At 67.7% G+C, this 21,589-nt stretch carries 20 protein-coding genes and 1 tRNA gene; 10 read left to right on the top strand and 11 right to left on the bottom strand.

Annotated features, from left to right (window positions below; all coding sequences use genetic code 11):
- Window positions 1-29: 29 nt before the first annotated feature.
- The 5 genes from C5E41_RS35325 to C5E41_RS24010 all read right to left on the bottom strand — a co-directional run bounded on the left by C5E41_RS35325 (window position 30) and on the right by C5E41_RS24010 (window position 2,133).
- The gene (locus tag C5E41_RS35325; RefSeq protein WP_258081214.1) at window positions 30-152 is read right to left on the bottom strand and encodes a hypothetical protein; all 123 of its coding nucleotides are present in this window, start codon (window positions 150-152) and stop codon (window positions 30-32) included.
- 133 nt (window positions 153-285) lie between these two features.
- Window positions 286-357 (bottom strand) — tRNA-Val (locus tag C5E41_RS24025).
- A gap of 74 nt (window positions 358-431) precedes the next feature.
- The gene (locus C5E41_RS24020) at window positions 432-896 is read right to left on the bottom strand and encodes a peroxiredoxin (protein WP_062999484.1); all 465 of its coding nucleotides are present in this window, start codon (window positions 894-896) and stop codon (window positions 432-434) included.
- Window positions 897-975: 79 nt separating this feature from the next.
- Window positions 976-1,398 carry a DUF3052 domain-containing protein gene (locus C5E41_RS24015; protein WP_030518770.1) on the bottom strand — a complete coding sequence of 141 codons (423 nt, stop codon included), beginning with the start codon at window positions 1,396-1,398 and terminating at the stop codon, window positions 976-978.
- A gap of 177 nt (window positions 1,399-1,575) precedes the next feature.
- A complete protein-coding gene (locus C5E41_RS24010; protein ID WP_258081213.1) occupies window positions 1,576-2,133 on the bottom strand; it encodes a hypothetical protein in 558 nt (185 codons plus the stop codon).
- Window positions 2,134-2,370: 237 nt separating this feature from the next.
- On the opposite strand from C5E41_RS24010, the gene aceE reads away from it, so the two are divergent.
- The 6 genes from aceE (at window position 2,371) to C5E41_RS23980 (ending at window position 11,034) form a co-directional block, all read left to right on the top strand.
- On the top strand, window positions 2,371-5,295 hold the full coding sequence (aceE, locus tag C5E41_RS24005) for a pyruvate dehydrogenase (acetyl-transferring), homodimeric type (protein ID WP_439956547.1): 2,925 nt from the start codon (window positions 2,371-2,373) through the stop codon (window positions 5,293-5,295).
- A gap of 142 nt (window positions 5,296-5,437) precedes the next feature.
- Complete coding sequence (locus C5E41_RS24000) at window positions 5,438-6,703, top strand: PucR family transcriptional regulator (protein ID WP_104378065.1); 1,266 nt, start codon at window positions 5,438-5,440, stop codon at window positions 6,701-6,703.
- Between the two features lie 128 nt (window positions 6,704-6,831).
- Window positions 6,832-7,746: an ACP S-malonyltransferase gene (locus C5E41_RS23995; protein WP_104378017.1), complete on the top strand. Its 915-nt coding sequence runs from the start codon at window positions 6,832-6,834 to the stop codon at window positions 7,744-7,746.
- 130 nt (window positions 7,747-7,876) lie between these two features.
- Window positions 7,877-8,176, top strand: a complete 300-nt coding sequence (acpM, locus tag C5E41_RS23990; RefSeq protein WP_104378016.1) for a meromycolate extension acyl carrier protein AcpM — start codon at window positions 7,877-7,879, stop codon at window positions 8,174-8,176.
- 10 nt (window positions 8,177-8,186) lie between these two features.
- Window positions 8,187-9,437, top strand: coding sequence for a KasA/KasB family beta-ketoacyl-ACP synthase (locus C5E41_RS23985; RefSeq protein WP_104378015.1), 1,251 nt, complete (start codon window positions 8,187-8,189; stop codon window positions 9,435-9,437).
- A gap of 151 nt (window positions 9,438-9,588) precedes the next feature.
- Window positions 9,589-11,034 (top strand): acyl-CoA carboxylase subunit beta, encoded by a 1,446-nt coding sequence (locus tag C5E41_RS23980; RefSeq protein ID WP_104378014.1) that lies wholly within the window; start codon window positions 9,589-9,591, stop codon window positions 11,032-11,034.
- A gap of 78 nt (window positions 11,035-11,112) precedes the next feature.
- On the opposite strand, the gene C5E41_RS23975 is transcribed toward C5E41_RS23980, so the two are convergent.
- The 3 genes from C5E41_RS23975 to C5E41_RS23965 form a co-directional block, all read right to left on the bottom strand.
- Window positions 11,113-11,640 (bottom strand): DUF3145 domain-containing protein, encoded by a 528-nt coding sequence (locus C5E41_RS23975; protein WP_104378064.1) that lies wholly within the window; start codon window positions 11,638-11,640, stop codon window positions 11,113-11,115.
- A 96-nt stretch (window positions 11,641-11,736) separates the two neighbouring features.
- The gene (locus tag C5E41_RS23970) at window positions 11,737-12,570 is read right to left on the bottom strand and encodes a serine hydrolase domain-containing protein (RefSeq protein ID WP_104378013.1); all 834 of its coding nucleotides are present in this window, start codon (window positions 12,568-12,570) and stop codon (window positions 11,737-11,739) included.
- A 49-nt stretch (window positions 12,571-12,619) separates the two neighbouring features.
- Window positions 12,620-12,904: a MerR family DNA-binding protein gene (locus tag C5E41_RS23965; RefSeq protein WP_146097663.1), complete on the bottom strand. Its 285-nt coding sequence runs from the start codon at window positions 12,902-12,904 to the stop codon at window positions 12,620-12,622.
- A gap of 10 nt (window positions 12,905-12,914) precedes the next feature.
- Between C5E41_RS23965 and C5E41_RS23960 the strand changes: the two genes are divergently transcribed.
- Together C5E41_RS23960 and trpB are read left to right on the top strand one after the other, a co-directional pair.
- The gene (locus C5E41_RS23960; protein WP_104378011.1) at window positions 12,915-14,105 is read left to right on the top strand and encodes a serine hydrolase domain-containing protein; all 1,191 of its coding nucleotides are present in this window, start codon (window positions 12,915-12,917) and stop codon (window positions 14,103-14,105) included.
- A gap of 136 nt (window positions 14,106-14,241) precedes the next feature.
- Window positions 14,242-15,483, top strand: a complete 1,242-nt coding sequence (gene trpB / locus C5E41_RS23955; protein ID WP_258081211.1) for a tryptophan synthase subunit beta — start codon at window positions 14,242-14,244, stop codon at window positions 15,481-15,483.
- Window positions 15,484-15,498: 15 nt separating this feature from the next.
- On the opposite strand, the gene C5E41_RS23950 is transcribed toward trpB, so the two are convergent.
- Window positions 15,499-16,563 (bottom strand): phosphotransferase family protein, encoded by a 1,065-nt coding sequence (locus C5E41_RS23950; protein WP_104378010.1) that lies wholly within the window; start codon window positions 16,561-16,563, stop codon window positions 15,499-15,501.
- Between the two features lie 77 nt (window positions 16,564-16,640).
- Between C5E41_RS23950 and pabB the strand changes: the two genes are divergently transcribed.
- Entirely contained in the window at window positions 16,641-19,028 is a 2,388-nt protein-coding gene (gene pabB / locus C5E41_RS23945) for an aminodeoxychorismate synthase component I (protein WP_439956473.1), read from the top strand.
- Here pabB and C5E41_RS23940 read toward each other — a convergent pair.
- Window positions 19,008-19,481 carry a hypothetical protein gene (locus tag C5E41_RS23940; RefSeq protein WP_104378061.1) on the bottom strand — a complete coding sequence of 158 codons (474 nt, stop codon included), beginning with the start codon at window positions 19,479-19,481 and terminating at the stop codon, window positions 19,008-19,010. The two genes, pabB and C5E41_RS23940, sit on opposite strands and share 21 nt — an antisense overlap.
- An 89-nt stretch (window positions 19,482-19,570) precedes the next feature.
- On the opposite strand from C5E41_RS23940, the gene C5E41_RS23935 reads away from it, so the two are divergent.
- The gene (locus C5E41_RS23935) at window positions 19,571-21,208 is read left to right on the top strand and encodes an HNH endonuclease (RefSeq protein ID WP_258081210.1); all 1,638 of its coding nucleotides are present in this window, start codon (window positions 19,571-19,573) and stop codon (window positions 21,206-21,208) included.
- Window positions 21,209-21,215: 7 nt separating this feature from the next.
- On the opposite strand, the gene C5E41_RS23930 is transcribed toward C5E41_RS23935, so the two are convergent.
- A complete protein-coding gene (locus C5E41_RS23930; protein ID WP_104378008.1) occupies window positions 21,216-21,587 on the bottom strand; it encodes an ACT domain-containing protein in 372 nt (123 codons plus the stop codon).
- Window positions 21,588-21,589: the final 2 nt, after the last annotated feature.

Raw genomic sequence — 21,589 nt, 5'->3', positions numbered from 1 at the left:
ACTATCTCCGCCGAGCCTTGGGCCATGTCTCATGCGGCGTATTTGGTCAGCTTCTTGTTGCAGGTCAGCGCCGAGACGAGGGTGAGGAACGTGAGGAAGTGTGTGGCTTTGCGGTCGTAGCGGATGTTGAGCCGGTGGTAGCCGGTGAGCAAGGAGATGGTGCGTTCGATGACCCAGCGGTGGCGGCCGAGGCGCTGCGAGGATTCGATGCCTTTGCGCGCGATGCGGACGGCGATACCCTGAAACGAACCAGCGTCCGCCGGTTCCGATAAGTCTCTCTCTGGGTGGGCGCAGAGGGGTTCGAACCCCCGACCGCTGGTGTGTAAAACCAGTGCTCTACCACTGAGCTATACGCCCGGACTTCACCGGCCGGGCGGCGGTGAAGATGGTGTGCTGCGCGGGGCCGGATGTCCGGGACCGTGCGCGGCGGTTCATGAATCTAGTGCAGTGAGCGCTTTCTCCCAAGCCGCCTGGTCACGGGGCTCTCCGGGGCCGTTCATTTCGGCGAAACGGATGATTCCGTCCTTGTCCACGACGAAGGTGCCGCGGTTGGGGAAGCCGGTTTTGTCGTTGAAGACACCGTAGGCCTGGGTGACGGCGCCGTGCGGCCAGAAATCCGACAGCAGCGGGAAGGTGTAGCCCTGCTCGGCCGCCCAGATCTTGTGGGTGGGCGGGGGCCCGACGGAGATGGCGAGGATCTCGGCGTTGTCGTTCTGGAACTTCGGCAGTTCGTCGCGCACCTTGCACAGCTCACCCTGGCAGATGCCGGTGAAAGCCAGCGGATAGAAGACGATCAGGACATTCTTGTGGCCTCGGTAATCGGCGAGGCTCACATCCTGGTTGTTCTGATCCTTCAGCGTGAAATCCGGTGCGGCCGTTCCTACTTCGAGCGGCATGCGCAGTCCTCCTGTCTTCGACGGCGGGCTGTTCCGGTACTCGGCGGCCGCCCGTGCGAAACAATAGTCACGCGGTGGATCAGCGCTGCTTCGAGGGCGTCTTGGGCTGCATCAGCTTGGTGCCGGTCCAGGTGCCGAGGCTGACCGGTGTGGTCGACGTCAACCCCGCGGTGGGGGCGGACTCGGCGATCTCGCTGGGATCGACATGGCCGGGCTGACCGGTCTTGGGGGTGAGCACCCACACGACACCGTCCTCGGCGAGCGGACCGATGGCATCCATCAGCTCGTCGACCAGGTCCCCGTCTCCGTCGCGCCACCACAGCAGTACGACGTCGATCACCTCGTCGGTGTCCTCGTCGAGTAGCTCGGAGCCGATCGCGTCCTCGACAGACGCCCTCAACTCGTCTGCGGTGTCCTCGTCCCAGCCCAACTCCTGAACCGCCATGCCGTGGGCAATGCCAAGCTTCTGAGCGTAGTTCTGCGCGTCCGCCGCGGCGACCACGGTGGTGTCCTCCTCAACTCCCGACAACAGATAGTTGCAAGCGAACATGGTTATCGGCCGCAACGCAAGCCGATCCGCCCAAATAACCTCCGAAATGTCGCGGATGCATGCCCCGGGGCGAAGCGTGCGGAGGCGGTTCGCAACGCCCTGAGCGGCCCCGGGACATCCGTTTCCCGGCTATCGCGCCGGGCATGCGGTCCGCACCGCGTTCAGCGCGTCGTTGACTCGCTTACTGGCGTCGTTGAGCGTGCCGACCGGTGCGGTGTAGGTCATCTTGCGGGATTCGCCGGCCAGGCCGCGTGCGGCGTTCACGTATTCGGTGAGCTTCTGCGCGAGATCCGGGGGTAACGCGTCGCCGGCGGCGGTGACCCGCCCCTCCACGGTCCGCGCGGCGTCCTCGAGAGTCTGGGCGGCGGAATCGCGCTTGGCGTCCTGGTCGGGGGCGTTCGCATCGTGCGCGTCGACGAAGTCGTTGTACTTCGTCACCGCGGCGCCGGTGGTCTCACGGAACGGTGTGCAGTTGTCGGCGACGGCTTTCGTCTGCGCGGCGGCCTTTTTCGACGAAGTGGCCGCGGCCGAGGACGCTGCCATCTCGGTCCGAAACGCGGCCGCGTCGGCCTGGTTCACAGTCGCGGTACCGTGGACAGCGGTAGAGCATCCTGCCACCACCAGTCCGGTGCCGACCGCCAAGGCCGCGCACATCAGTCCGAACCCACGTGGGTTCAGCAGTTTCATCGTCCTCCCCGCTTCTCGAGCAGTCGAAAGAATGTCCTGTGGCGAGTTCGCTGCGGCGAGCGTCCCAGCCTAGCGAACGGTACTGGATTTACGGCTGACATGATGACCTGGGACGCATCATCGACAAGGATGTGAGGTGCGCCCCCAACCGTGAGCGACGGACGGCCCGCACACCAGCGGTGCTGCCCGGGGTTAGAGCCATCAGCTTGTCCACCCCCTGTACGAGGAGCATTGATTTTGACCGACCTGATGCACCCGATTTCGTCAAGTTCTGCATCCGACCCCGAGCCGACGAGCAGCAACGGTTCCGCCGACCCCCAGTCGGCGCCCGCCCGCCCGGCCGGTGCGCGTGTGCGTGTGATCCGCGAGGGGGTGGCGTCATACCTACCGGACATCGACCCGGAGGAGACGAGCGAGTGGCTCGACTCCTTCGACGAGATGCTCGAGCGCGAGGGCCCCGGCCGTGCGCGCTATCTGATGCTGCGCCTGCTGGAGCGCGCCGGTGAACGTCACGTCACCATTCCGTCGTTGACCTCCACCGATTACGTCAACACCATCCCCACCGAGAACGAGCCCTGGTTCCCCGGCGACGAAGAGGTCGAGCGCCGCTACCGCGCCTGGATCCGCTGGAACGCCGCGGTCATGGTGCATCGCGCGCAACGGCCGGGAATCGGTGTGGGCGGCCATATTTCGACCTACGCGTCGTCCGCGGCGCTGTACGAGGTGGGCTTCAACCACTTCTTCCGCGGCAAGAACCATCCCGGCGGCGGCGACCAGATCTTCATCCAGGGTCACGCCTCCCCCGGCATCTACGCCCGCGCCTTCCTCGAGGGCCGCCTGACCGAGGATCAGCTCGACGGGTTCCGTCAGGAATACAGCCACGGCGGTCCGGGCCACGGATTGTCGTCGTATCCGCATCCGCGGCTGATGCCCGATTTCTGGGAATTCCCCACTGTTTCCATGGGCTTGGGTCCGATGAACGCCATCTACCAGGCGCGCTTCAACCACTACCTGCACGATCGCGGGATCAAGGACACCTCCGATCAGCACGTGTGGGCCTTCCTCGGCGACGGCGAGATGGACGAGGCGGAATCGCGCGGCCTGGCCCATGTGGCGGCGCTGGAGGGTCTGGACAACCTGACCTTCGTCGTCAACTGCAACCTGCAGCGACTCGACGGCCCGGTCCGCGGCAACGGCAAGATCATCCAGGAGCTGGAGTCGTTCTTCCGCGGCGCCGGCTGGAATGTCATCAAGGTGATCTGGGGCCGGGAGTGGGATGCGCTGCTGGGCGCCGACCGCGACGGCGCGCTGGTCAACCTGATGAACTCGACTCCGGACGGCGACTACCAGACCTACAAGGCCAACGACGGGGCCTACGTGCGCGAGCACTTCTTCGGCCGCGATCCGCGCACCAAGGATCTGGTGAAGGATCTGACCGATCAGCAGGTCTGGAACCTCAAGCGCGGTGGCCACGACTACCGCAAGATCTACGCGGCCTACGCCGCGGCGCTGGCGCATCAGGGCAAACCGACGGTGATCCTGGCCAAGACCATCAAGGGTTACGGCCTGGGCAAGCACTTCGAGGCGCGCAACGCGACGCACCAGATGAAGAAGATGACGCTCGACGATCTGAAGGCGTTCCGCGACGTGCAGCGCATTCCGATCACCGACGCCCAGCTCGAGGCCGATCCGTATCTGCCCCCGTACTACCACCCGGGCATGGATTCGCACGAGATCGGCTACATGCTGGACCGGCGCCGCGCGCTGGGTGGCTTCCTGCCCGAACGGCGTTCGGCGGCAAAGCCTCTGCCACTGCCCGGCGACGCGCCCTACGCCTCGGTGCGCAAGGGTTCGGGCAAGCAGAGCGTGGCGACCACCATGGCGTTCGTGCGGCTGATGAAGGAACTGTTGCGCGACAAGGAGATCGGCAAGCGCATCGTGCCGATCATCCCGGACGAGGCCCGCACCTTCGGTATGGACTCGTGGTTCCCGTCGTTGAAGATCTACAACCGCAACGGGCAGTTGTACACCTCGGTCGACGCGGAATTGATGCTGGCCTACAAAGAAAGCCAAGTGGGCCAGATTCTGCACGAGGGCATCAACGAGGCCGGTTCGACCGCATCGTTCACCGCGGCCGGCACGTCGTATGCCACCCACGGCGAGCCGATGATCCCGCTCTACATCTTCTATTCGATGTTCGGGTTCCAGCGCACCGGCGACGGCCTGTGGGCGGCGACCGATCAGCTGGCCCGCGGCTTCGTGCTCGGCGCGACCGCCGGGCGCACCACGCTGACCGGTGAGGGATTGCAGCACAACGACGGCCACTCGCTGTTGCTGGCCTCGACCAATCCAGCGGTGATCTCCTACGATCCGGCCTTCGCCTTCGAGATCGCCCACATCGTGCGCGACGGCCTGCGCCGGATGTACGGGGGCGGGCGGCCGCAACTCGGTCCGGGTGGAACCCTCGCCTCGGAGATCCCCGGCACCCATCCGGTGATGCCGAACGACACGTTCGGCGGCGAGAACGTCTTCTACTACATCACCCTGTACAACGAGCCGTACCAGCAGCCGGCCGAGCCGGACGACCTCGATGTCGAGGGTCTGCTGAAGGGCATCTACCTGTACCGCCGGGGCGGCGAGGGTGATGTGCGCGCCCAGATCCTGGTCGCGGGTGTGACGATGCCCGACGGCCTGCGCGCGCAGGAGCTGCTGGCCGAGGACTGGGGTGTGCAGGCGGACGTGTGGTCGGTGACGTCGTGGAGCGAGCTGCGCCGGGAGGCGCTGGCCAAGGAGATCCACTCACTGCGCCACCCGGACGCCGGAACCGACGCGCCGTACGTGACGCGGGTGCTGTCGCAGGCGCAGGGACCGTTCGTGGCGGCCTCGGACTGGATGCGCGCGGTGCCGGACCAGATCCGCAAGTGGGTCCCCGGTGACTACACCACGCTGGGTACCGACGGATTCGGATTCTCCGACACCCGGCCGGCTGCGCGGCGGGTGTTCAACGTCGACGCCCAATCCATCGCCCTGGCGGCGCTGGAGGCCCTGGGACGCACCGGTGGTATCGATCCATCGGTGGTCGCGCAGGCCGCGGCCCGCTACCGCATCGACGATGTCGATGCCGCACCGAAATCGATGAGCAGCGAAGAACAGCTCGCGTGACCGGTCCGGTAGGGGCGCGAATCGCGCCCCTACCGGGGTGTTGCGGAGACCGACCAGCGCGATGACGGACTATTGAACAGTGGAACGTAAACCGCCGAGGCCTCGCCGGGTTTCCGAGGGGTCGTCCGAGCACGAGGTCTATCTGCCGACTGGGGCGCTGTCACCCAATCGGCAAAGCCGCGATCCGCTGCCGGACACCCTGCTCAAGAGGGTGAAACAGTTCTCCGGGCGGCTGTCCACCGAGGCGATCGCCTCGATGGAGGACCGGCTACCGTTCTTCGGCGATCTGGATGCCGCCCAGCGCGCGGGCCTGCAGATGCTGGTGCAGACCGCGGTGGTCAATTTCCTGGAGTGGTTGCAGGATCCGGAAAGTGATATCCGCTTCAGCCTCGACGCGTTCCAGGTGATCCCGCAGGACCTGGCCCGCCGGCTGACCTTGCGCCAGACCGTCGACATGGTCCGGGTCGCGATGGAGTTCTTCGAGCAGTGGCTGCCGGCGCTGGCCCGCAACGACCGCCAGCTGGTGGCGCTCACCGAGGCGGTGCTGCGCTACGGCCGTGAACTCGGTTTCGCCGCGGCCTCGGTCTACGCCTCCGCGGCCGAATCCCGTGGCGCCTGGGACACCCGCCTGGAGGCGCTGGTGGTCGACGCCGTGGTGCGCGGTGACACCGGCGCCGAAATGCTCTCGCGCGCGGCCACATTGAACTGGGATGCCACCGCCGCCGCGACGGTCCTGGTCGGCACGCCACCGAAAGACCAAGTGGCCGTGGTGAGTTCGGTGCACGCCATCGCCGCCCGGCACGGCCGCGCGGCACTGGCCGTCGTGCAGGGTTCGCGGCTGGTGATGGTGGTCAGCGGCAATCTCGGTGATACCGGCTATCCCTCGCCGTTCCTGATGGACCTTCTCGCCGAGGCGTTCTCCGACGGTCCCGTGGTGATCGGCCCGACCATGCGCACGCTGTCCGCGGCCCACGTCAGCGCGGTGGAGGCGATGGCCGGAATGGAGGCCGTGGTGGGCTGGCGAGCGGCGCCGCGACCGGTGCACGCCTCCGAACTTCTGCCCGAGCGAGCACTGCTCGGCGATCGGGCTGCGGTCGACGCTCTCAACGAGTACCTTGTGCTACCGTTGGCCGCCGCCGGGTCGGCCTTGTCGGACACTCTCGACGCCTACCTCGACTGCGGTGGAGCGGTCGAGACTTGCGCCCGGCAGCTGTTCGTTCATCCAAATACGGTCCGCTACCGGCTCAAGCGCATCGCCGAAGTCACGGGCCGGGATCCGATGAATCCTCGCGACGCCTATGTGCTCCGAATCGCGGCAACAGTAGGTCGTTTGACACGAACCCGTAACGAATCGTCAACACCTGCCCCAGAGGACTCGCCGGCAACTTTCTACGAAGATCGCCTGTAACGGATCTCGGGAATCGGTCGATCGCGACAACCCACGTGGCGTTTTGTGGGGTCCACACAAAAGCGTCCCTCAAACATCATCGGCGCCGACATCTCCACGGAGCCCCCTCACGGTGTTTTGTTAGAGGCGTGATCGCGTTGTTCGCCCCCGGACAGGGCTCCCAGACACCCGGCATGCTCGCGCCATGGCTCGACCTTCCCGGCGCGCGTGACCGCCTCGAACTATGGTCCAAGGCCTCCGGCCTGGATCTGCTCCGCCTCGGCACCACCGCCACCGCGGAAGAGATCACCGATACCGCGGTGACCCAGCCGCTGGTCGTCGCCGCCGCGCTGCTGGCTTTCGCCGAGATTCCGCACGAATCGGTTCCGGCGGATACCATCGTCGCCGGACATTCGGTCGGCGAGCTCGCCGCCGCAGCTGTCGCCGGTGTCATCTCCCCCGATGACGCGGTGAAACTGGCCGCGATTCGCGGTGCGGAGATGGCCAAGGCGTGTGCGCTGGTTCCGACCGGCATGTCCGCCGTGCTCGGTGGCGACGAAGCCGCGGTGCTCGACCGGCTCGCCGAACTCGACCTGGTCCCGGCCAACCGCAACGCGGTCGGTCAGATCGTGGCGGCAGGCCGGCTGGACGCGTTGGTGGAACTGGCGGCGAACCCGCCGGAAAAGGCGCGGATTCGCGCGCTGCCCGTCGCCGGAGCCTTCCACACCGCGTTCATGGCACCCGCCCAGGACGCGGTGGCCGAAGCCATCTCCCAGATGGTCCCCGGTGAGCCGACCCGGACCCTGCTGTCGAACTACGACGGCAAGCCGGTCGACTCGGGCACAGACGCCATCGACAAGCTGGCGGCACAGGTGACCCGGCCCGTCCGGTGGGATCTGTGCACCGAAACCGTTCGCGCGGCAGGGGTTTCCGCGGTGGCCGAATTGCCGCCGGCCGGAACCCTGGTCGGCATCGCCAAGCGGGAGCTCAAGGGCACCCCGAATCTGGCGCTGAAGACCCCCGAGAACATCCCCGCGTTTGTCGAGCTCTCGGCAACCGGCTAGCTTTCCTCGCGGCTCGCAGTGATGCGACCGTGAGCGAGCAGGACGAAACGTTTGTCCAGCTCGTACCGAAAAAGTAATGGGACCTCCGATTCACGTCGGACCAACGAAGGAACAAGAAGGGAGCCACCAAGTGGCCGCTCTGACCCAGGAACAGATCGTCGAAGAGCTCGGCAAGATCATCGAAGAGGTGACTGGCATCGAGCCCTCCGAGGTGACGATGGAGAAGTCCTTCGTCGACGACCTGGACATCGACTCGCTGTCGATGGTCGAGATCGCGGTGCAGATGGAGGACAAGTACGGCGTCAAGATCCCCGACGAGGATCTCGCCAGCCTGAAGACTGTCGGCGATTCGGTTGCCTACGTCCAGAAGCTCGAGGCCGAGAACTCCGAGATGGCCGCGGAGCTCAAGGCCAAGTTCGACGCCCAGTAAGGCCGACACTGTGACCACTCCTTCCACTTTGAACGGGAACTTCCCCAACGTCGTCGTCACCAGCATGGCGGCGACCACGTCGATCGCCGGTGACGTCGATGCGACGTGGAAGGGACTCCTCAACGGCGAGAGCGGCATCGACGTTCTCGAGGATTCCTTCATCGAGGAATACGACCTCCCGGTTCGCATCGGCGGCCACCTGAAGGTTTCGCCGGACACCCTGCTCAGCCGAGTCGAGATCCGCCGCATGGCCTATGTCGAGCGGCTGGCGATGGTGCTGGGGCGCGAGGTGTGGAAGAACGCCGGCAGCCCCGAGGTCGACCCCGAGCGCCTGGCCGTGTCGATCGGCACCGGTCTCGGCGGCGGCGACGCGCTCATCGACTCGGTGGACAAGCTGAAGAACGGCGGCTACCGCAAGATTTCGCCGCTGGCCGTTCAGATGGTCATGCCGAACGGGCCGTCCGCTGTCGTGGGCCTCGAACTGGGGGCCAAGGCGGGAGTGGTCACCCCGGTCTCGGCATGTTCGTCGGGATCCGAGGGCATCGCCAACGCGTGGCGGATGATCGTCATGGGCGACGCCGACATGGTGGTCACCGGCGGTGTCGAGGGCTACATCTCCGACGTGCCGATCGCCGCGTTCTCCATGATGCGCGCGATGAGCACCCGCAACGACGACCCCAAGGGCGCGTCGCGGCCGTTCGACAAGGATCGTGACGGCTTCGTCTTCGGCGAGGCCGGTGCACTGATGGTCGTCGAGACCGAAGAGCACGCCAAGGCGCGCGGGGCCACCATCCACGCCCGCCTGCTGGGTGCCGGCATCACGTCCGACGGCTTCCATCTGGTCGCCCCGGATCCCACGGGTGCCGGTGCGGCGCGCGCCATGGAGCGCGCCATGCAGACCGCCGGACTGTCGAAGTCCGACATCACGCACATCAATGCGCACGCGACCGCCACCCCGATCGGGGACACCGCGGAAGCGAACGCGATCTACAAGGCCGTGGGCAAGCACGCCTCGGTCTACGCGCCCAAGTCCGCGCTGGGCCACTCGATCGGCGCTGTGGGCGCCCTCGAGTCGGTGCTCACCGTGCTCAGCATTCGTGACGGCATCGTTCCGCCCACGCTGAACCTGGACAACCAGGACCCGGAGATCGACCTGGATGTCGTGCACGGTGAGGCCCGTCGCCAGGACATCGAGTACGCGATCAACAACTCGTTCGGTTTCGGTGGCCACAACGTGGCGCTCGCCTTCGGACGGTACTGATCCGACTCGTCGACTACGTACTGTCGACAACTTCAGCGAACCCGGTGGGGCTTTTCGGCCAAGGCAGATCCCCTCGTCGAAAAGCCTCACCGGGATTTTCATCTCTCGCAGCCGCGTCAGCGACTCCACACTCCCTCGAAAAGAGACCGCGATGACCATCATGGCCCCCGCGCAGGCGGATGCCACGACCGATCCCCGTGATCCGCTGGGACGGTTGCAGCGCTTCTTCGATCCCGGCACCGTTCTTCCGCTCCACCCCCGCGACAAGTCCGGCGTGCTGGCCGCCATCGGCGAGGTCGACGGCGTGCGTACCGTCGCGTACTGCTCCGACGCCACCGTGATGGGCGGCGCCATGGGTGTCGACGGGTGCAAGCACATCGTCGACGCGATCGATACCGCCATCGATTCCCGGATTCCGGTTGTCGGCATCTGGCATTCGGGCGGTGCGCGGCTGGCCGAGGGTGTCGAGGCACTGCACGCGGTGGGCACCGTCTTCGAGGCCATGGTGCGCGCGTCGGGCCTGGTTCCCCAGATTTCGATCGTGGTCGGCTTCGCCGCCGGCGGCGCGGCGTACGGCCCCGCCCTGACCGATGTGGTGATCATGGCGCCCGAGGGGCGCGTCTTCGTCACCGGTCCGGATGTCGTCAAGTCGGTCACCGGCGAGAACGTCGACATGGCCACCCTCGGAGGGCCCGAGACCCACGGCAAGAAGTCCGGTGTGTGCCATATCGTCGCCGACGACGAGAACGACGCGATGCACCGCGGCCGCCGCCTGGTCTCGATGTTCGCCGAACAGGGCGAATTCGACCTGTCCGCCGCCGCCCACGGCGATGTGGATCTCAAGGCGATGCTGCCGGAGTCGGCCAAGCGCGCCTACGACGTCAAGCCGGTCGTGCGCGAACTGCTCGACAAGATCCCCTCGCCGGACGGCAACGACGAATCCTCCTTCGAGGAGATGCAGGGCGGTTACGCCCGCAGCATCGTCACCGGCCTGGGCCGCCTCGGTGGTCGCACGGTCGGCGTCCTCGCCAACAACCCGCTGCGCATGGGCGGCTGCCTCACCAGCGAATCCGCCGAGAAGGCAGCGCGTTTCGTGCGCCTGTGCAACTCCTTCGGCATTCCGCTGGTCGTGATCACCGACGTGCCCGGATACCTGCCCGGCGTCGGCATGGAGTGGGAGGGCGTGGTGCGCCGCGGCGCGAAGCTGCTGCACGCCTTCGCCGAGGCCCGCGTCCCGCGCGTCACGCTGGTGACCCGGAAGATCTACGGCGGCGCCTACATCGCGATGAACGCTCGCTCGCTGGGCGCCACCGCCGTGTACGCCTGGCCGGAGTCCGAGGTCGCCGTGATGGGCGCCAAGGCCGCGGTCGGCATTCTGCACAAGAAGGCCATCGCGAAAGCCCCCGAGGAGGAACGTGAGGCCCTGATCGAGCGCCTCACCGCCGAACACGAGGCCATCGCCGGTGGTGTCGGCCGGGCCCTGTCCATCGGCGTCGTGGACGAGGTGATCGACCCCGCCAAGACCCGGTCCACCATTGCCGCCGCGCTGGCCTCGGCCCCGGCCCGGGCCAGCCACAACAAGAATATCCCGCTGTAAAGCGTTCAGCGCCAATACATTACGGGTGGTCTCCGCTTCGGAGACCACCCGTCGTGTTTTCCGGCCCGATGCGGGAACTCAGCCGACGTCGCGGCGGAGCCAGGTGACCTCGGCGCCCTCGCCGCCGGTGCGGAACGGTTCGAGTTCGTCGTCCCAGGCGGTGCCCAGGGCGCGATCGATGTCCGCGCAGATGTCGCCGTGACGGCCGCGGGACCGGGCGGCGCGCACGATTTCACGCAGCCGCATCTCGCCGACCATGACGTCGCCGTTGGCGCTCATCGCGCCGGTCCACAATCCGAGGCCGGGCACGAAACTGTAGCGTTCGCCGTCGACTCCTTCGGAGGGGTCTTCGGTGACCTCGAAGCGCAGTACCGGCCAATCCCGCAACGCCTTGGCAATTCGGCCCGCGGTGCCGACCGGTCCCACCCAGTCGGTGGTTGCGCGCAGTTGTCCCGCGGCGGCCGGCTGGGCGGTCCAGCGCAGCGACGCAGGTGATTTCAGAGTCGAGGAAAGCGTCCATTCGATGTGCGGGCACAGCGCGGCCGGTGACGCGTGGATGTACACCACACCACACGTCACATCCGCGAACTGATCAGATGCGCGCACCTGTACACCTCCAGCCTCGACGTCGGACGTCTTCCCCAACATCCCGTCGAGCCCAGGCGTTGCCCGAGTTTACTGGAGTGCCCGATGTTACGGCTGTTACTTTTCTGCCGTGTCGCGAATCTGCTGGATATCGGCGATGACGGCGTCGCTCAGCGTCGGCCACACTGCTCGAGCCCAATCGCCGAAATTCTCGTCGCTCAATGCCACACACGCCACCTCGATCTCCGGATCCACCCACAGGAAGGTGCCGGACTGCCCGAAATGCCCGTAGGTTCGCGGCGAGTTGGCTCCCCCCGTCCAATGCGGAGTCTTGTGGTCGCGGATCTCGAATCCCAGACCCCAATCATTGGGGCGCTGCGATCCGTATCCGGGAAGCACTCCGCCGACGCCCGGGAATTGCACGGAGGTCGCCGCGGTGAGCATGTCACCGGATATCAAGATCGGGTTCAGCAATTCTCCGGCGAAACGCAGGAGATCGTTCACCGTGGATCGTCCGGCGTGCCCGGCGGATCCGGCCAGCACCGAGGATTTCATTCCGAGTGGCTCAAATACCGCCTGCCGCAGATATTCGGGAAATTCGATTCCGGTCTCGCGCGTGAGGAACTCCGCGAGCACCTCGAATCCGGCGCTGGAATAGATACGGCGCTGCCCGGGCTCGGCCATGATCACCGTGGTGTCGAAGGCCAGTCCGGCCGTATGGGCCAGCAGGTGGCGCACGGTGGAGCCGGGCGGGCCGGCGGGCTGGTCCAGTCCGATCGCACCTTCTTCGACCGCCACCAGAACCGCATAGGCGGCAAGGGGTTTCGTGACCGACGCGAGGGCGAACACCCGATCGAGGTCTCCCTCGGTGCCGACCACGCCGTGTACATCGACGACCCCCGCGGCGGCATGCCGGACGGGCCAGTCGCGAATCTGTTCCAGTGCTCGCACGGCACGAGCCTACGAGACGGGTCCGAACCCACCGGCCGCGGGGAGGCGGCTATGCCGGGCCGTCGCTGCGATAGGGTGCGGCCACCAGTTGCTCGTCCTGACGAGCCAGCAGGGTGCGGCGCCGGGTCAACTCGGCGATCTGCGCGTCGAGGTGAGATAGGCCCTCCCGCATGATCTTTCGGGTGTGATCGCAGTGCTGTAAGCCTGTGGCGGTCGCACACGGCAGCAGTTCGCGGATGGCGCTGGTCGGCAGTCCGGCGGCGAGCACACGCCGCCTGATCGGTTTCCGGTCGGGGTGGACACCATGCGACGCCACAGCGGTAACCGTTACCATCGGTTGCACTATGGGCGAGGTTGCTGAGGTACACGGTGCGGTGGCGACCGGTTTCGAGCCGGTCGCGGACGCGTTTCGACGCAACTTCGCCCGGTTCGGCGAGATCGGGGCGGCCGTGGCGGTCTACGACGGAGACCGGCCGGTGGTGGATCTGTGGGCGGGTTTCCGCGATCGCCGCAGACAGCTGCCGTGGGAGCGCGACACGATGGTTCCGGTGTTCTCCTCGACGAAGGGGATGACCGCATTCGCCGTGGCGAGTGCCGTCTCGCGCGGAGTCCTCGACTACCAGGCCCCGGTCGCGCAGTATTGGCCGGAATTCGCCGCACACGGCAAGGATTCGATCACCGTGCGGCAGCTGCTCGACCACCGCTCGGGTCTGCCGGTGCTGGACCGGGTGGTTCGGTTGTCCGATATGGCCGACCGGGATCGGCTCGCGGAGATCCTGGCCGACCAGAAACCACTGTGGAGTCCGGGCAGCCGGCAGGGCTATCACCCGATCACCGCCGGGCTGTATCAGGGCGAATTGCTCCGCCGCGTCGATCCGCGGCAACGCACCCTGGGCCGCATCTTCGCCGAGGACTTCGCCGGCCCGCTCGAACTGGACTTCTTCATCGGGTTGCCGGAGGAGCAATCCCTCGATCGCATCGCCACGCTCTCGTCCACCTCCGGCCTGGACGTGCCGCGGTACGAGCGAGACGTGCCGCTGCGCATCGCGATTCAGATGTTCCTACGGCGCGGGCTCACCTATCGCGCCATGAGCAGCCCCCGCACCGGCGCACCCGAACGTGCCACCCGCCGCGAATTTCTCGGTGTCGAGAGCCCCGCCGCGGGTGGGGTGGGCACGGCGCGGTCCTTGGCGCGAGTCTACGGCGCGGCGGCGGGACGCACCGGTGAACTGCCCATCGCACCGGGCATTCTGGACCGGCTGGCGACCGCCGACACCGTCGACGACGTGCCCGCCGACGATCTGGTGCTCCTCACCCGCAGCCGCTACCACCTGGGGTTCCGCAAATCCTGTGGCAGCTTCCGTTTCGGCAGCGACAAGCGCGCCTACGGCACCACCGGTTACGGGGGCTCGTTCGGATTCGCCGATCCCGCAACGGGTTTGGGTTTCGGCTATGTGATGAACCGCCTCGGCACGGCCGTCCTCGACGATGCGCGCGCCCGTGCCGTGCGGGAGGCACTACTCCGCTGCGGCTGATCACGCCACCGCGCCGACTTACCACCACTGACGATGACCTCTTCCGTGCTGTTAACTCACTCTTTGCCGGCAGGTGACCGGGTGTGCGAGCGAATCGCACACACTGTCCGAGCCGGACGGCGAGGAGAAAGCGCGGATGCGAATGGTGATCGGACACAGGCCAACCCACGCCACCACCCGGGGCGGCATCCGGGATTCCGGTAGATTCGGCGCGTTCGGCGGCCGTTACGTTCCCGAGGGATTGATGGCGGCGCTCACCGACGTGGAGAACGCCCATCGAGCGGCCTGGGCGGACCCCGAATACCACGGCGAACTCGATCGGTTGCTACGGGAGCGAGTCGGCCGGCCGACCCTGCTGCACGCGGCGCCGCGCCTGGCCCGCGCGCTGGGTGTGCCCGGAGTGCAGGTATTCCTGAAGCGCGAGGATATGGCGCACACCGGCGCCCACAAGATCAACAATGCCCTCGGACAGGGACTGCTGGCCGTGCGGATGGGCAAGACCCGCATCATCGCCGAAACCGGCGCCGGACAGCACGGCGTCGCGGTCGCGACCGTCTGCGCCATGCTCGGACTGACGTGTGTGATCTACATGGGCGCCGACGATATGGCCCGACAGCAGAGCAACGTCGTGCGGATGCGCCTGCTCGGCGCGGACGTACGCGCCGTTCGTTCGGGTGATCGCCGACTGAAGGCCGCGGTGACCGACGCGGTGCGAGATTGGGTGGCGCACACCGAGACCACGCATTTCCTGTTCGGCACCGCCACCGGGCCCGCACCCTATCCGCGGATGGTGCGCGACCATCAGAGCCGGATCGGCATCGAGTCCCGGGCACAGCTGCTGGCGGCGACGGGACGGCTGCCCGACAGCGTCATCGCCTGTGTCGGCGGCGGCAGTAATGCGATCGGGATGTTCCAACCCTTCACCGGCGATGCGCAGGTGCGGCTGATCGGTGTCGAGGCCGGGGGCCGCGGCTTGCACACCGGCGAGCACGCGGCCACACTCAGCGCCGGCACACCAGGCGAAATGGACGGCTCGTTCAGCTACGTCCTGCAGGACCAGGAGGGACAGATCGCGCGAACCCACAGCATCGCGGCCGGATTGGATTATCCGGGGGTGGGCCCGGAACTGAGTCATCTCAAGGACATCGGCCGCATCGATCACGCCGTCGCGACCGATGCGGCGGCGCTGCGCGGACTGGATACGCTGTGCCGGACCGAGGGGATCATCACCGCGCTCGAATCCGCGCATGCCGTGGGATATCTGCTGGAACTGGCCGAACAAGGCGGAATCGCCGAGGACGCGCTGATTCTGCTGTGCCTGTCCGGCCGCGGCGACAAGGATCTCGCCATCCTCGCCGAACTGCTCGACGCCGGCTGACGCTGTGCCTGCGACTCATTCGCAGAGCCGGTTGGCCTTCTCGAACAGTTCCAGGGTGATGGCGTGCAGGAAATCGCCGGTCTCCTTGGGCGCCTTGCCGGCGAAGGCGCGCGCGTGCGTGCCCTCGAGGACGATGCCGAGTTTGAAGCAGGCCAGCACCGTGTACCAGCCGGCATGGCCGAGGTCGCGGTCGGAGAAGTTCGCGTAGTGAGCGATCATCTCCTCGGCTGTGGGCAGACCACCCGCGGCGCCGAGCTTGCCGATCAGGGCGGCGCCGGTGGTTCCGGGCTCGGGCCGGGTGGCGATCTGCCAACCCAGGTCCAGCAGCGGATCACCGATCGTCGACATCTCCCAGTCGACGACGGCGGCGACCTCGGGCCCGTCGTAGGAGAACATCATGTTGGCGAGGTGGCAGTCGCCGTGCAGGATTCCCGGCCGCCACTGCGCGGGCCGGTTGCGGTCGAGCCAGTCCCCGACCCGATACACACCCGGGATCTCCGGGCCGGGGTAGCCGTCGTTGCTGGTGTAGGACTCGAGTTCGCCGAGCCAGCGCGGCACCTGACGTTCCAGAAAACCGTCCGGCTTGCCGTAATCGGACAGGCCCAGCGCCTCGTAGTCGAGCGCACCGAGCCGGGCGATGGCCTCGACCGCCGACAGTCCCATCTGCCGCCGCACCTCGGGATCGCCGGCGTGCAGAGCGGGCAGCTCGCTCTGCGGGTTGAAGCCGGCGATCGGCTCCATCAGATAGAAGACCGCGCCGATCACCGATTCGTCGGCGCCCGCGGCGATCACCCGCGGGGCGCGCACGCCGGTGCCCGCCAGCGCGCCGAGCAGGCGGAATTCGCGGCGAATCACGTCGTTGCTCTTGGGACGCAGATGTTTCGGCCCACGGCGCAGCACGAAATCACGACCACCTCGGCGGAACCGCAACATGATGTTCTGGGTGCCGCCGCCGAGCGAGGTCACATCCTCGAAGTCACCGCCGGGCAGGCCCTGCTCATCCATCCACTCGCCGACAGCCGCGAAATCGACGACCTCGCGCTCGACCTCGGCCGGTTGCACCACAGACATACCCCACATTGTGCACTACCACGGGCCGGCCAACTGAAGGCATATGCCCTCACCGCGGCGTCCGAGATGCCCGATACGGTGATGTCATGAGCACGTCCTGGTCTCGGCATGCGGGCGAGACCACTGTCGACCACGCGGTGCGCACCCGGAACCCCGTGCGCACCCTGCTGGTCGACAACTACGACTCGTTCACCTACAACCTCTTCCAGTTGATCGGCACGGTGAACGGGGCCGAGCCGACCGTGCTGCGCAACGATGAGGTCGACACCCTGGCCGAGCTGGACCTCGCCCGATTCGACAACATCGTCGTCTCCCCCGGGCCCGGCCGCCCCGATGTAGCAAAGGATTTCGGGATCTCACAGACGCTGATCGAAGATGCGCAGCTCCCGCTGCTGGGCGTCTGCCTCGGCCACCAGGGCATCGTGCTGGCGGCCGGTGGGCGAGTGATCCCGGCGCCCGCGCCTCGGCACGGCTATCCGGACCGGATCAGCCACGACGGTCGCGACCTGTTCGCCGGGGTTCCCGCCGACTTCCTGGCCGTGCGCTACCACTCGCTGTGCGCCGCCCAGCCCCTGCCGGACGCGCTGGCGATCACCGCGACCGCGCCCGACGGGGTCGTGATGGGCGTTCGCCACCGGCGTCGCCCGCAGTGGGGTGTGCAGTTCCATCCGGAATCGGTGTCGAGCGAATTCGGCGCGGCGCTACTGGGGAATTTCGCGCGGCTCACCCGGGAGTGGTGGGGGCGTCGGACCATGACCGGCCGAGCGCCGCGCGTCGATCCGTCGCGGGACATCTCACGGCCGGGCGAACGTCCGGCTCGCCGACCACTCGGTCGGACGGCCGACACCTCGTCGACGGGTACGACGTCCACCGCGGCCGGTCCGGTTCCCAGTGGGCCCGCACCCGGCGCATCCGCTGTTTCCGCCAGGAGATCGACGCCGGAGGGCACCGATATCCCGTCGGCTTCCGGACGCCCTGCGGGCGCGGCAGACGAGTCCGCAACGCGGCCGCCGACCCTCACCGTGCTGCACGAGGTGATCGACCGCGCCGTGGATACGGAATCCGTTGTACTGCGGGTATATCCGGACTCGCCGACGGTGTTCTGGCTCGACAGTGCGCATGTGGAGCGCGGCCTGGATCGGTTCAGTTTCGCCGGTGACGCGTCCGGGCCGCTGGCAGAGGTGGTCCGGTATCGGGTAGGCGCGGGATGCGTGATCGAGAATCGAACCGGGACCCGCACCGATACGCGGCCGGTGCTCGACTATCTGTCGGCGCGGCTGAGTGAGCTGAATATTCGATTCCCCGATGTGCCTTTCGATTTCGCCGGCGGCTACGTCGGCTATCTGGGCTACGAGATGAAGGCCGACTGTGGTGCGAAAACCGGGCACCGATCGCCCTATCCGGACGCACAGTGGCTCTTCGCCGATCGGCTGGTCGTGGTCGATCATGTCGCGGGGCGCACGCATCTGATCGCTGTCACCGACGCCGATTCGGCCGACGAGAATCACCGCTGGCTTGCCGATACGCGCGCGGTCGTCGCGGCACTGCCGGATCGGCGGCATCCGGAACCGCTCACGTTGCCCGCCGACGAGGAGGCCGTCATCTCGCGCCTGAGCCGCGGCCGGGATCGCTATCTGGCCGATATCGCGGCGATCGATGCCGAGCTGCGCGCCGGGGAGACCTACGAGGTGAACCTCACCGACAGCGCCACCATCGATTCCGATGCGCCGGGACTCGACGTCTACCGGATGCTGCGGCGCAGCAATCCCGCCCCGTACGCGGCGTACCTGCGATTCGGTGAGCTCCATATCGCCTGTTCCTCACCGGAGCGCTTCCTGAAGATCGACCGCACCCGCACCGTGGAGACCAAGCCGATCAAGGGCACCGCCCCGCGCGGCGCGACTCCGGAGGCGGACGAAAATCTCTGCCGCGCATTGGAATTGGATCCCAAAACGCGGGCAGAGAATCTGATGATCGTCGATCTGCTGCGCAACGATCTGGGCCGGGTGTGCGAGCTGGGCAGTGTGCACGTCCCCGAGTTGATGGTCGCGGAGACCTACACCACGATGCATCAGTTGGTGAGTACGGTGCGCGGCCGGCTGCGCCCCGAGGTGGACGTGCTCGATTGCCTGCGCGCATGCTTCCCCGGCGGCTCGATGACCGGGGCCCCGAAGCTGCGCACCATGGAGATCATCGACGGGCTGGAGACCGAGGCGCGCGGCATCTACTCGGGCACCATCGGGTTTCTGGGTCTGGGCGGAACGGCGGATCTCAATATCGTCATCCGCACCGCGGTCCGCGACGAGCGCGGCTGGCGCGTCGGCGCGGGCGGCGCGGTGGTGCTGGACTCCGATGCCGACGCGGAATTCCACGAGATGGTGCTCAAGGCCGCCGCCGCGGCCCGTGCGGTGATCGCGACGGCGGAGCTGCCGCGATCGGCGGGCAGGGCGGACCTATTTCCCGCGTCGACGTGACTTCGGCTTCGGTTGCGGCGGTTGCGCCTCGCGGCCGGTGAGGCGGCCCAGCATCGAGATGCCCGGCAGTTTCGACAGCCGGGTGAACACATCCTCGCCCAGCGCGATCACGGCCTCGAGCCGCGGCAGCAGCCGGTCGTAGGCCGCGAAAGCCGGATCGGCCAGCGCCAGGGTCCGGTCGAGGCGGTCGATGGTGGAATTGAGGCGATCGATGACGGCCGCCAGATTCTCGATCAGATCCGGAAGTTGCGCGGCCAGCTGTACCGAGGCGGGCGGGAGCCGCACCGCGGTGCCGAAGGCGGTACCGGCCGTGACCTGCGCGGCATCGATGGCTTGGCCCGCGGCGGTCTGCGCGGCCTGCGCGGCGGCCTGGGCGGCGGCGAGGATTTCCGTCGCACCCGGCACCCGCGCGCCGCTGGGCTTACGCCCGGAGTCACCCTTCGGGTTCGTCATGGTTCCACTGTGCCGCACCCGGACAGTCACGAAAAGCTCCGCGCCGACCGCGCGATTCGTGTCGGGGCGGCCTGGCATAGTTCGTGACGATGACAACCATGCGCCCCACCGTCGACGGCGACGCCACGCCGGTACCGACTTCGCTTCTGTCGGTACTGGTTTCGTGGCGTTCGACGGCGTCGCTGGATGCGCATGCCATCCTGCTGACCGCCGGCGGGCGGGTCCGCTCCGCCCGCGACGTGGTGTATTTCAACGCGCCGCGCCATCCCTCCCAGGCGGTGACCGTCGATCAGGATCCGCAGCCGGGCACCGCGCGGCTGTCGGTCTCGCTGCCCCGCACGGAGGCCGAGATCGTCCGCATTTTGATCACGGGGTCCGGTTCCGACGAGCCGCTGGCCGCACTGCCCGGTCTCGCGGTCTCGGTCGAGGATGCCGAGGGCCTGGTGGCGCGTGCCGACGTCGCCGCGGAACCGGGTGCGCGGGCCGCGGTGTTCGGAGAGTTCCGCCGGGCCGAGGACCGATGGTGGTTCGTGCGCGGCGGACCGCAACACGCCGGTGCGGCGGAGCTGTTCACGACATTCGGCGCACCCGTAGCGGATTCGGCGCAGCACCGCTCGCAGCGAATATCGTTGCACCGCAACAGATTCACCGCACCCATGCCTGCACCGCCGGACGAGCGCCCCGATTGGTATCCCGACCCCGCGGACACGGCCTCACTGCGCTGGTGGGACGGCTCCCGGTGGACCGAACAGACCGTGGCACGCCCACCCGTTCATCCGCGCGGCTGTCCTCGGTGCGGGCGGCGGCGGGGCTGGCGACCGCTCGGCGCCGCGCCCTGCCGCGCCTGTGCGGCGGAGGTCGAGGACTACCTGTCCGGCTGGCGCACCCGAGCGCTGCGCGTGCTGACCACCACCGGACCGAGCGGGCCCGACTGGGACGAGCTGTGGACGCGGATCCGCCATCAGCGCATCGACCCAGACACCGCCCGCGCCGCCCTGCGCGGACCTGCCGTCGCCCATCTCGAGCGCATGGCGGCCTTCGCGCTGGCCGACGGCACGATCGGCGGCGCCGAGCTGGAACGATTCGATACGACGGTCGCCGCACTGGCGGTGCGCGACGCGGCCGTGGACGAGTTGCGCCGCAGCCTGCGACGGCTGCGCATCCTGTCCCGGCTGCGCGCGGGCGAGCTCCCGGTCATCGCGGTGCCCGATCTGCATCTGGATCCGCAGGAACGCGTCCACCTCGACACCGCCGCCACCCGCATCCGCCGGTCCGGTCGCGGCGCGCAGGCGTCACCGGGACGGTTGATCTGCTCGAACCGGAAGCTGCGCTTCATCGGCCCCGACGCGGGTATCGAAATACCCTGGGCCCGAGCCGTTTCCGTAACGACCACCGAGACCGGCGTGACGGTGGCGGCGACCTCGGCGCGCGGCGGGGCCGAATTCGATGTCGACGAACCGGAATTGGTGGCCGCGATCGTGGAGGGCGCCCTGCGGGTGGCGAAACGGCTCACGGTCGCGCCGGGCAGACGCGACAGCCGGTCCATCGCACCCGATATCAAGGCGGAAGTGTGGCATCGCGACGGCGGCCGGTGCGTAGAATGCGGCGCCACCCACTACCTCGAATTCGACCACATCATTCCGCTCAGCCGCGGCGGCGCGACCAGTGCGGCGAATCTGCAGATCCTGTGCCGCGGCTGCAACCGCGACAAGGGCGACCACATCTGAGCCGTCGTCAGCCCGCGTTTCCGGCGATCTCGAAACCGGCCTCGGTCAGCGCATCGGTGGCGGCGGCGCTGCGCGATTGCGGCACCAGCACCAGATCCGCATGGTAGGTCGAGGCGACGAAGACGGGAATTCCGTGCTGCGCCAAGGGTTCCAGAATCGCGGTCAGTGCACCGGAGGTGTCCAGCTCGCGGGGCGTGGCGGCGTACAGCCCGAGCCAGCACGACTCCCGCTCCCACGGCGGGGCCTCGCGCACGACCGTCAGGCCCTCCGGCGCCCGCACCAGCGCCACCCATTCGTCGTCCTCCGGAAAGGTCGCGGCCGGGATGTGGTCGACGCTGAATCGAGACGGCACGATGTGCAAGCGCTGGGATTTCGCCATCG

The organism is Nocardia nova (assembly GCF_002933465.1).
GTDB classification, from domain to species: Bacteria; Actinomycetota; Actinomycetes; order Mycobacteriales; family Mycobacteriaceae; genus Nocardia; species Nocardia nova_B.
The sequence above is the reverse complement of the archived record's forward strand: the minus strand, read 5'-3'. Positions and strand labels throughout refer to the sequence as shown.

What these genes read in the sequence shown, in the direction of transcription:
- C5E41_RS24020 (WP_062999484.1), bottom strand. Translation starts at nt 896, where the DNA reads ATGCCGCTCGAAGTAGGAACGGCCGCACCGGATTTCACGCTGAAGGAT.
- C5E41_RS24010 (WP_258081213.1), bottom strand. Translation starts at nt 2,133, where the DNA reads ATGAAACTGCTGAACCCACGTGGGTTCGGACTGATGTGCGCGGCCTTG.
- C5E41_RS23980 (WP_104378014.1), top strand. Translation starts at nt 9,589, where the DNA reads ATGACCATCATGGCCCCCGCGCAGGCGGATGCCACGACCGATCCCCGT.
- C5E41_RS23965 (WP_146097663.1), bottom strand. Translation starts at nt 12,904, where the DNA reads ATGGTAACGGTTACCGCTGTGGCGTCGCATGGTGTCCACCCCGACCGG.
- C5E41_RS23960 (WP_104378011.1), top strand. Translation starts at nt 12,915, where the DNA reads ATGGGCGAGGTTGCTGAGGTACACGGTGCGGTGGCGACCGGTTTCGAG.
- trpB (WP_258081211.1), top strand. Translation starts at nt 14,242, where the DNA reads ATGCGAATGGTGATCGGACACAGGCCAACCCACGCCACCACCCGGGGC.
- C5E41_RS23950 (WP_104378010.1), bottom strand. Translation starts at nt 16,563, where the DNA reads ATGTGGGGTATGTCTGTGGTGCAACCGGCCGAGGTCGAGCGCGAGGTC.
- pabB (WP_439956473.1), top strand. Translation starts at nt 16,641, where the DNA reads ATGAGCACGTCCTGGTCTCGGCATGCGGGCGAGACCACTGTCGACCAC.
- C5E41_RS23940 (WP_104378061.1), bottom strand. Translation starts at nt 19,481, where the DNA reads ATGACGAACCCGAAGGGTGACTCCGGGCGTAAGCCCAGCGGCGCGCGG.
- C5E41_RS23935 (WP_258081210.1), top strand. Translation starts at nt 19,571, where the DNA reads ATGACAACCATGCGCCCCACCGTCGACGGCGACGCCACGCCGGTACCG.
- C5E41_RS23930 (WP_104378008.1), bottom strand. Translation starts at nt 21,587, where the DNA reads ATGGCGAAATCCCAGCGCTTGCACATCGTGCCGTCTCGATTCAGCGTC.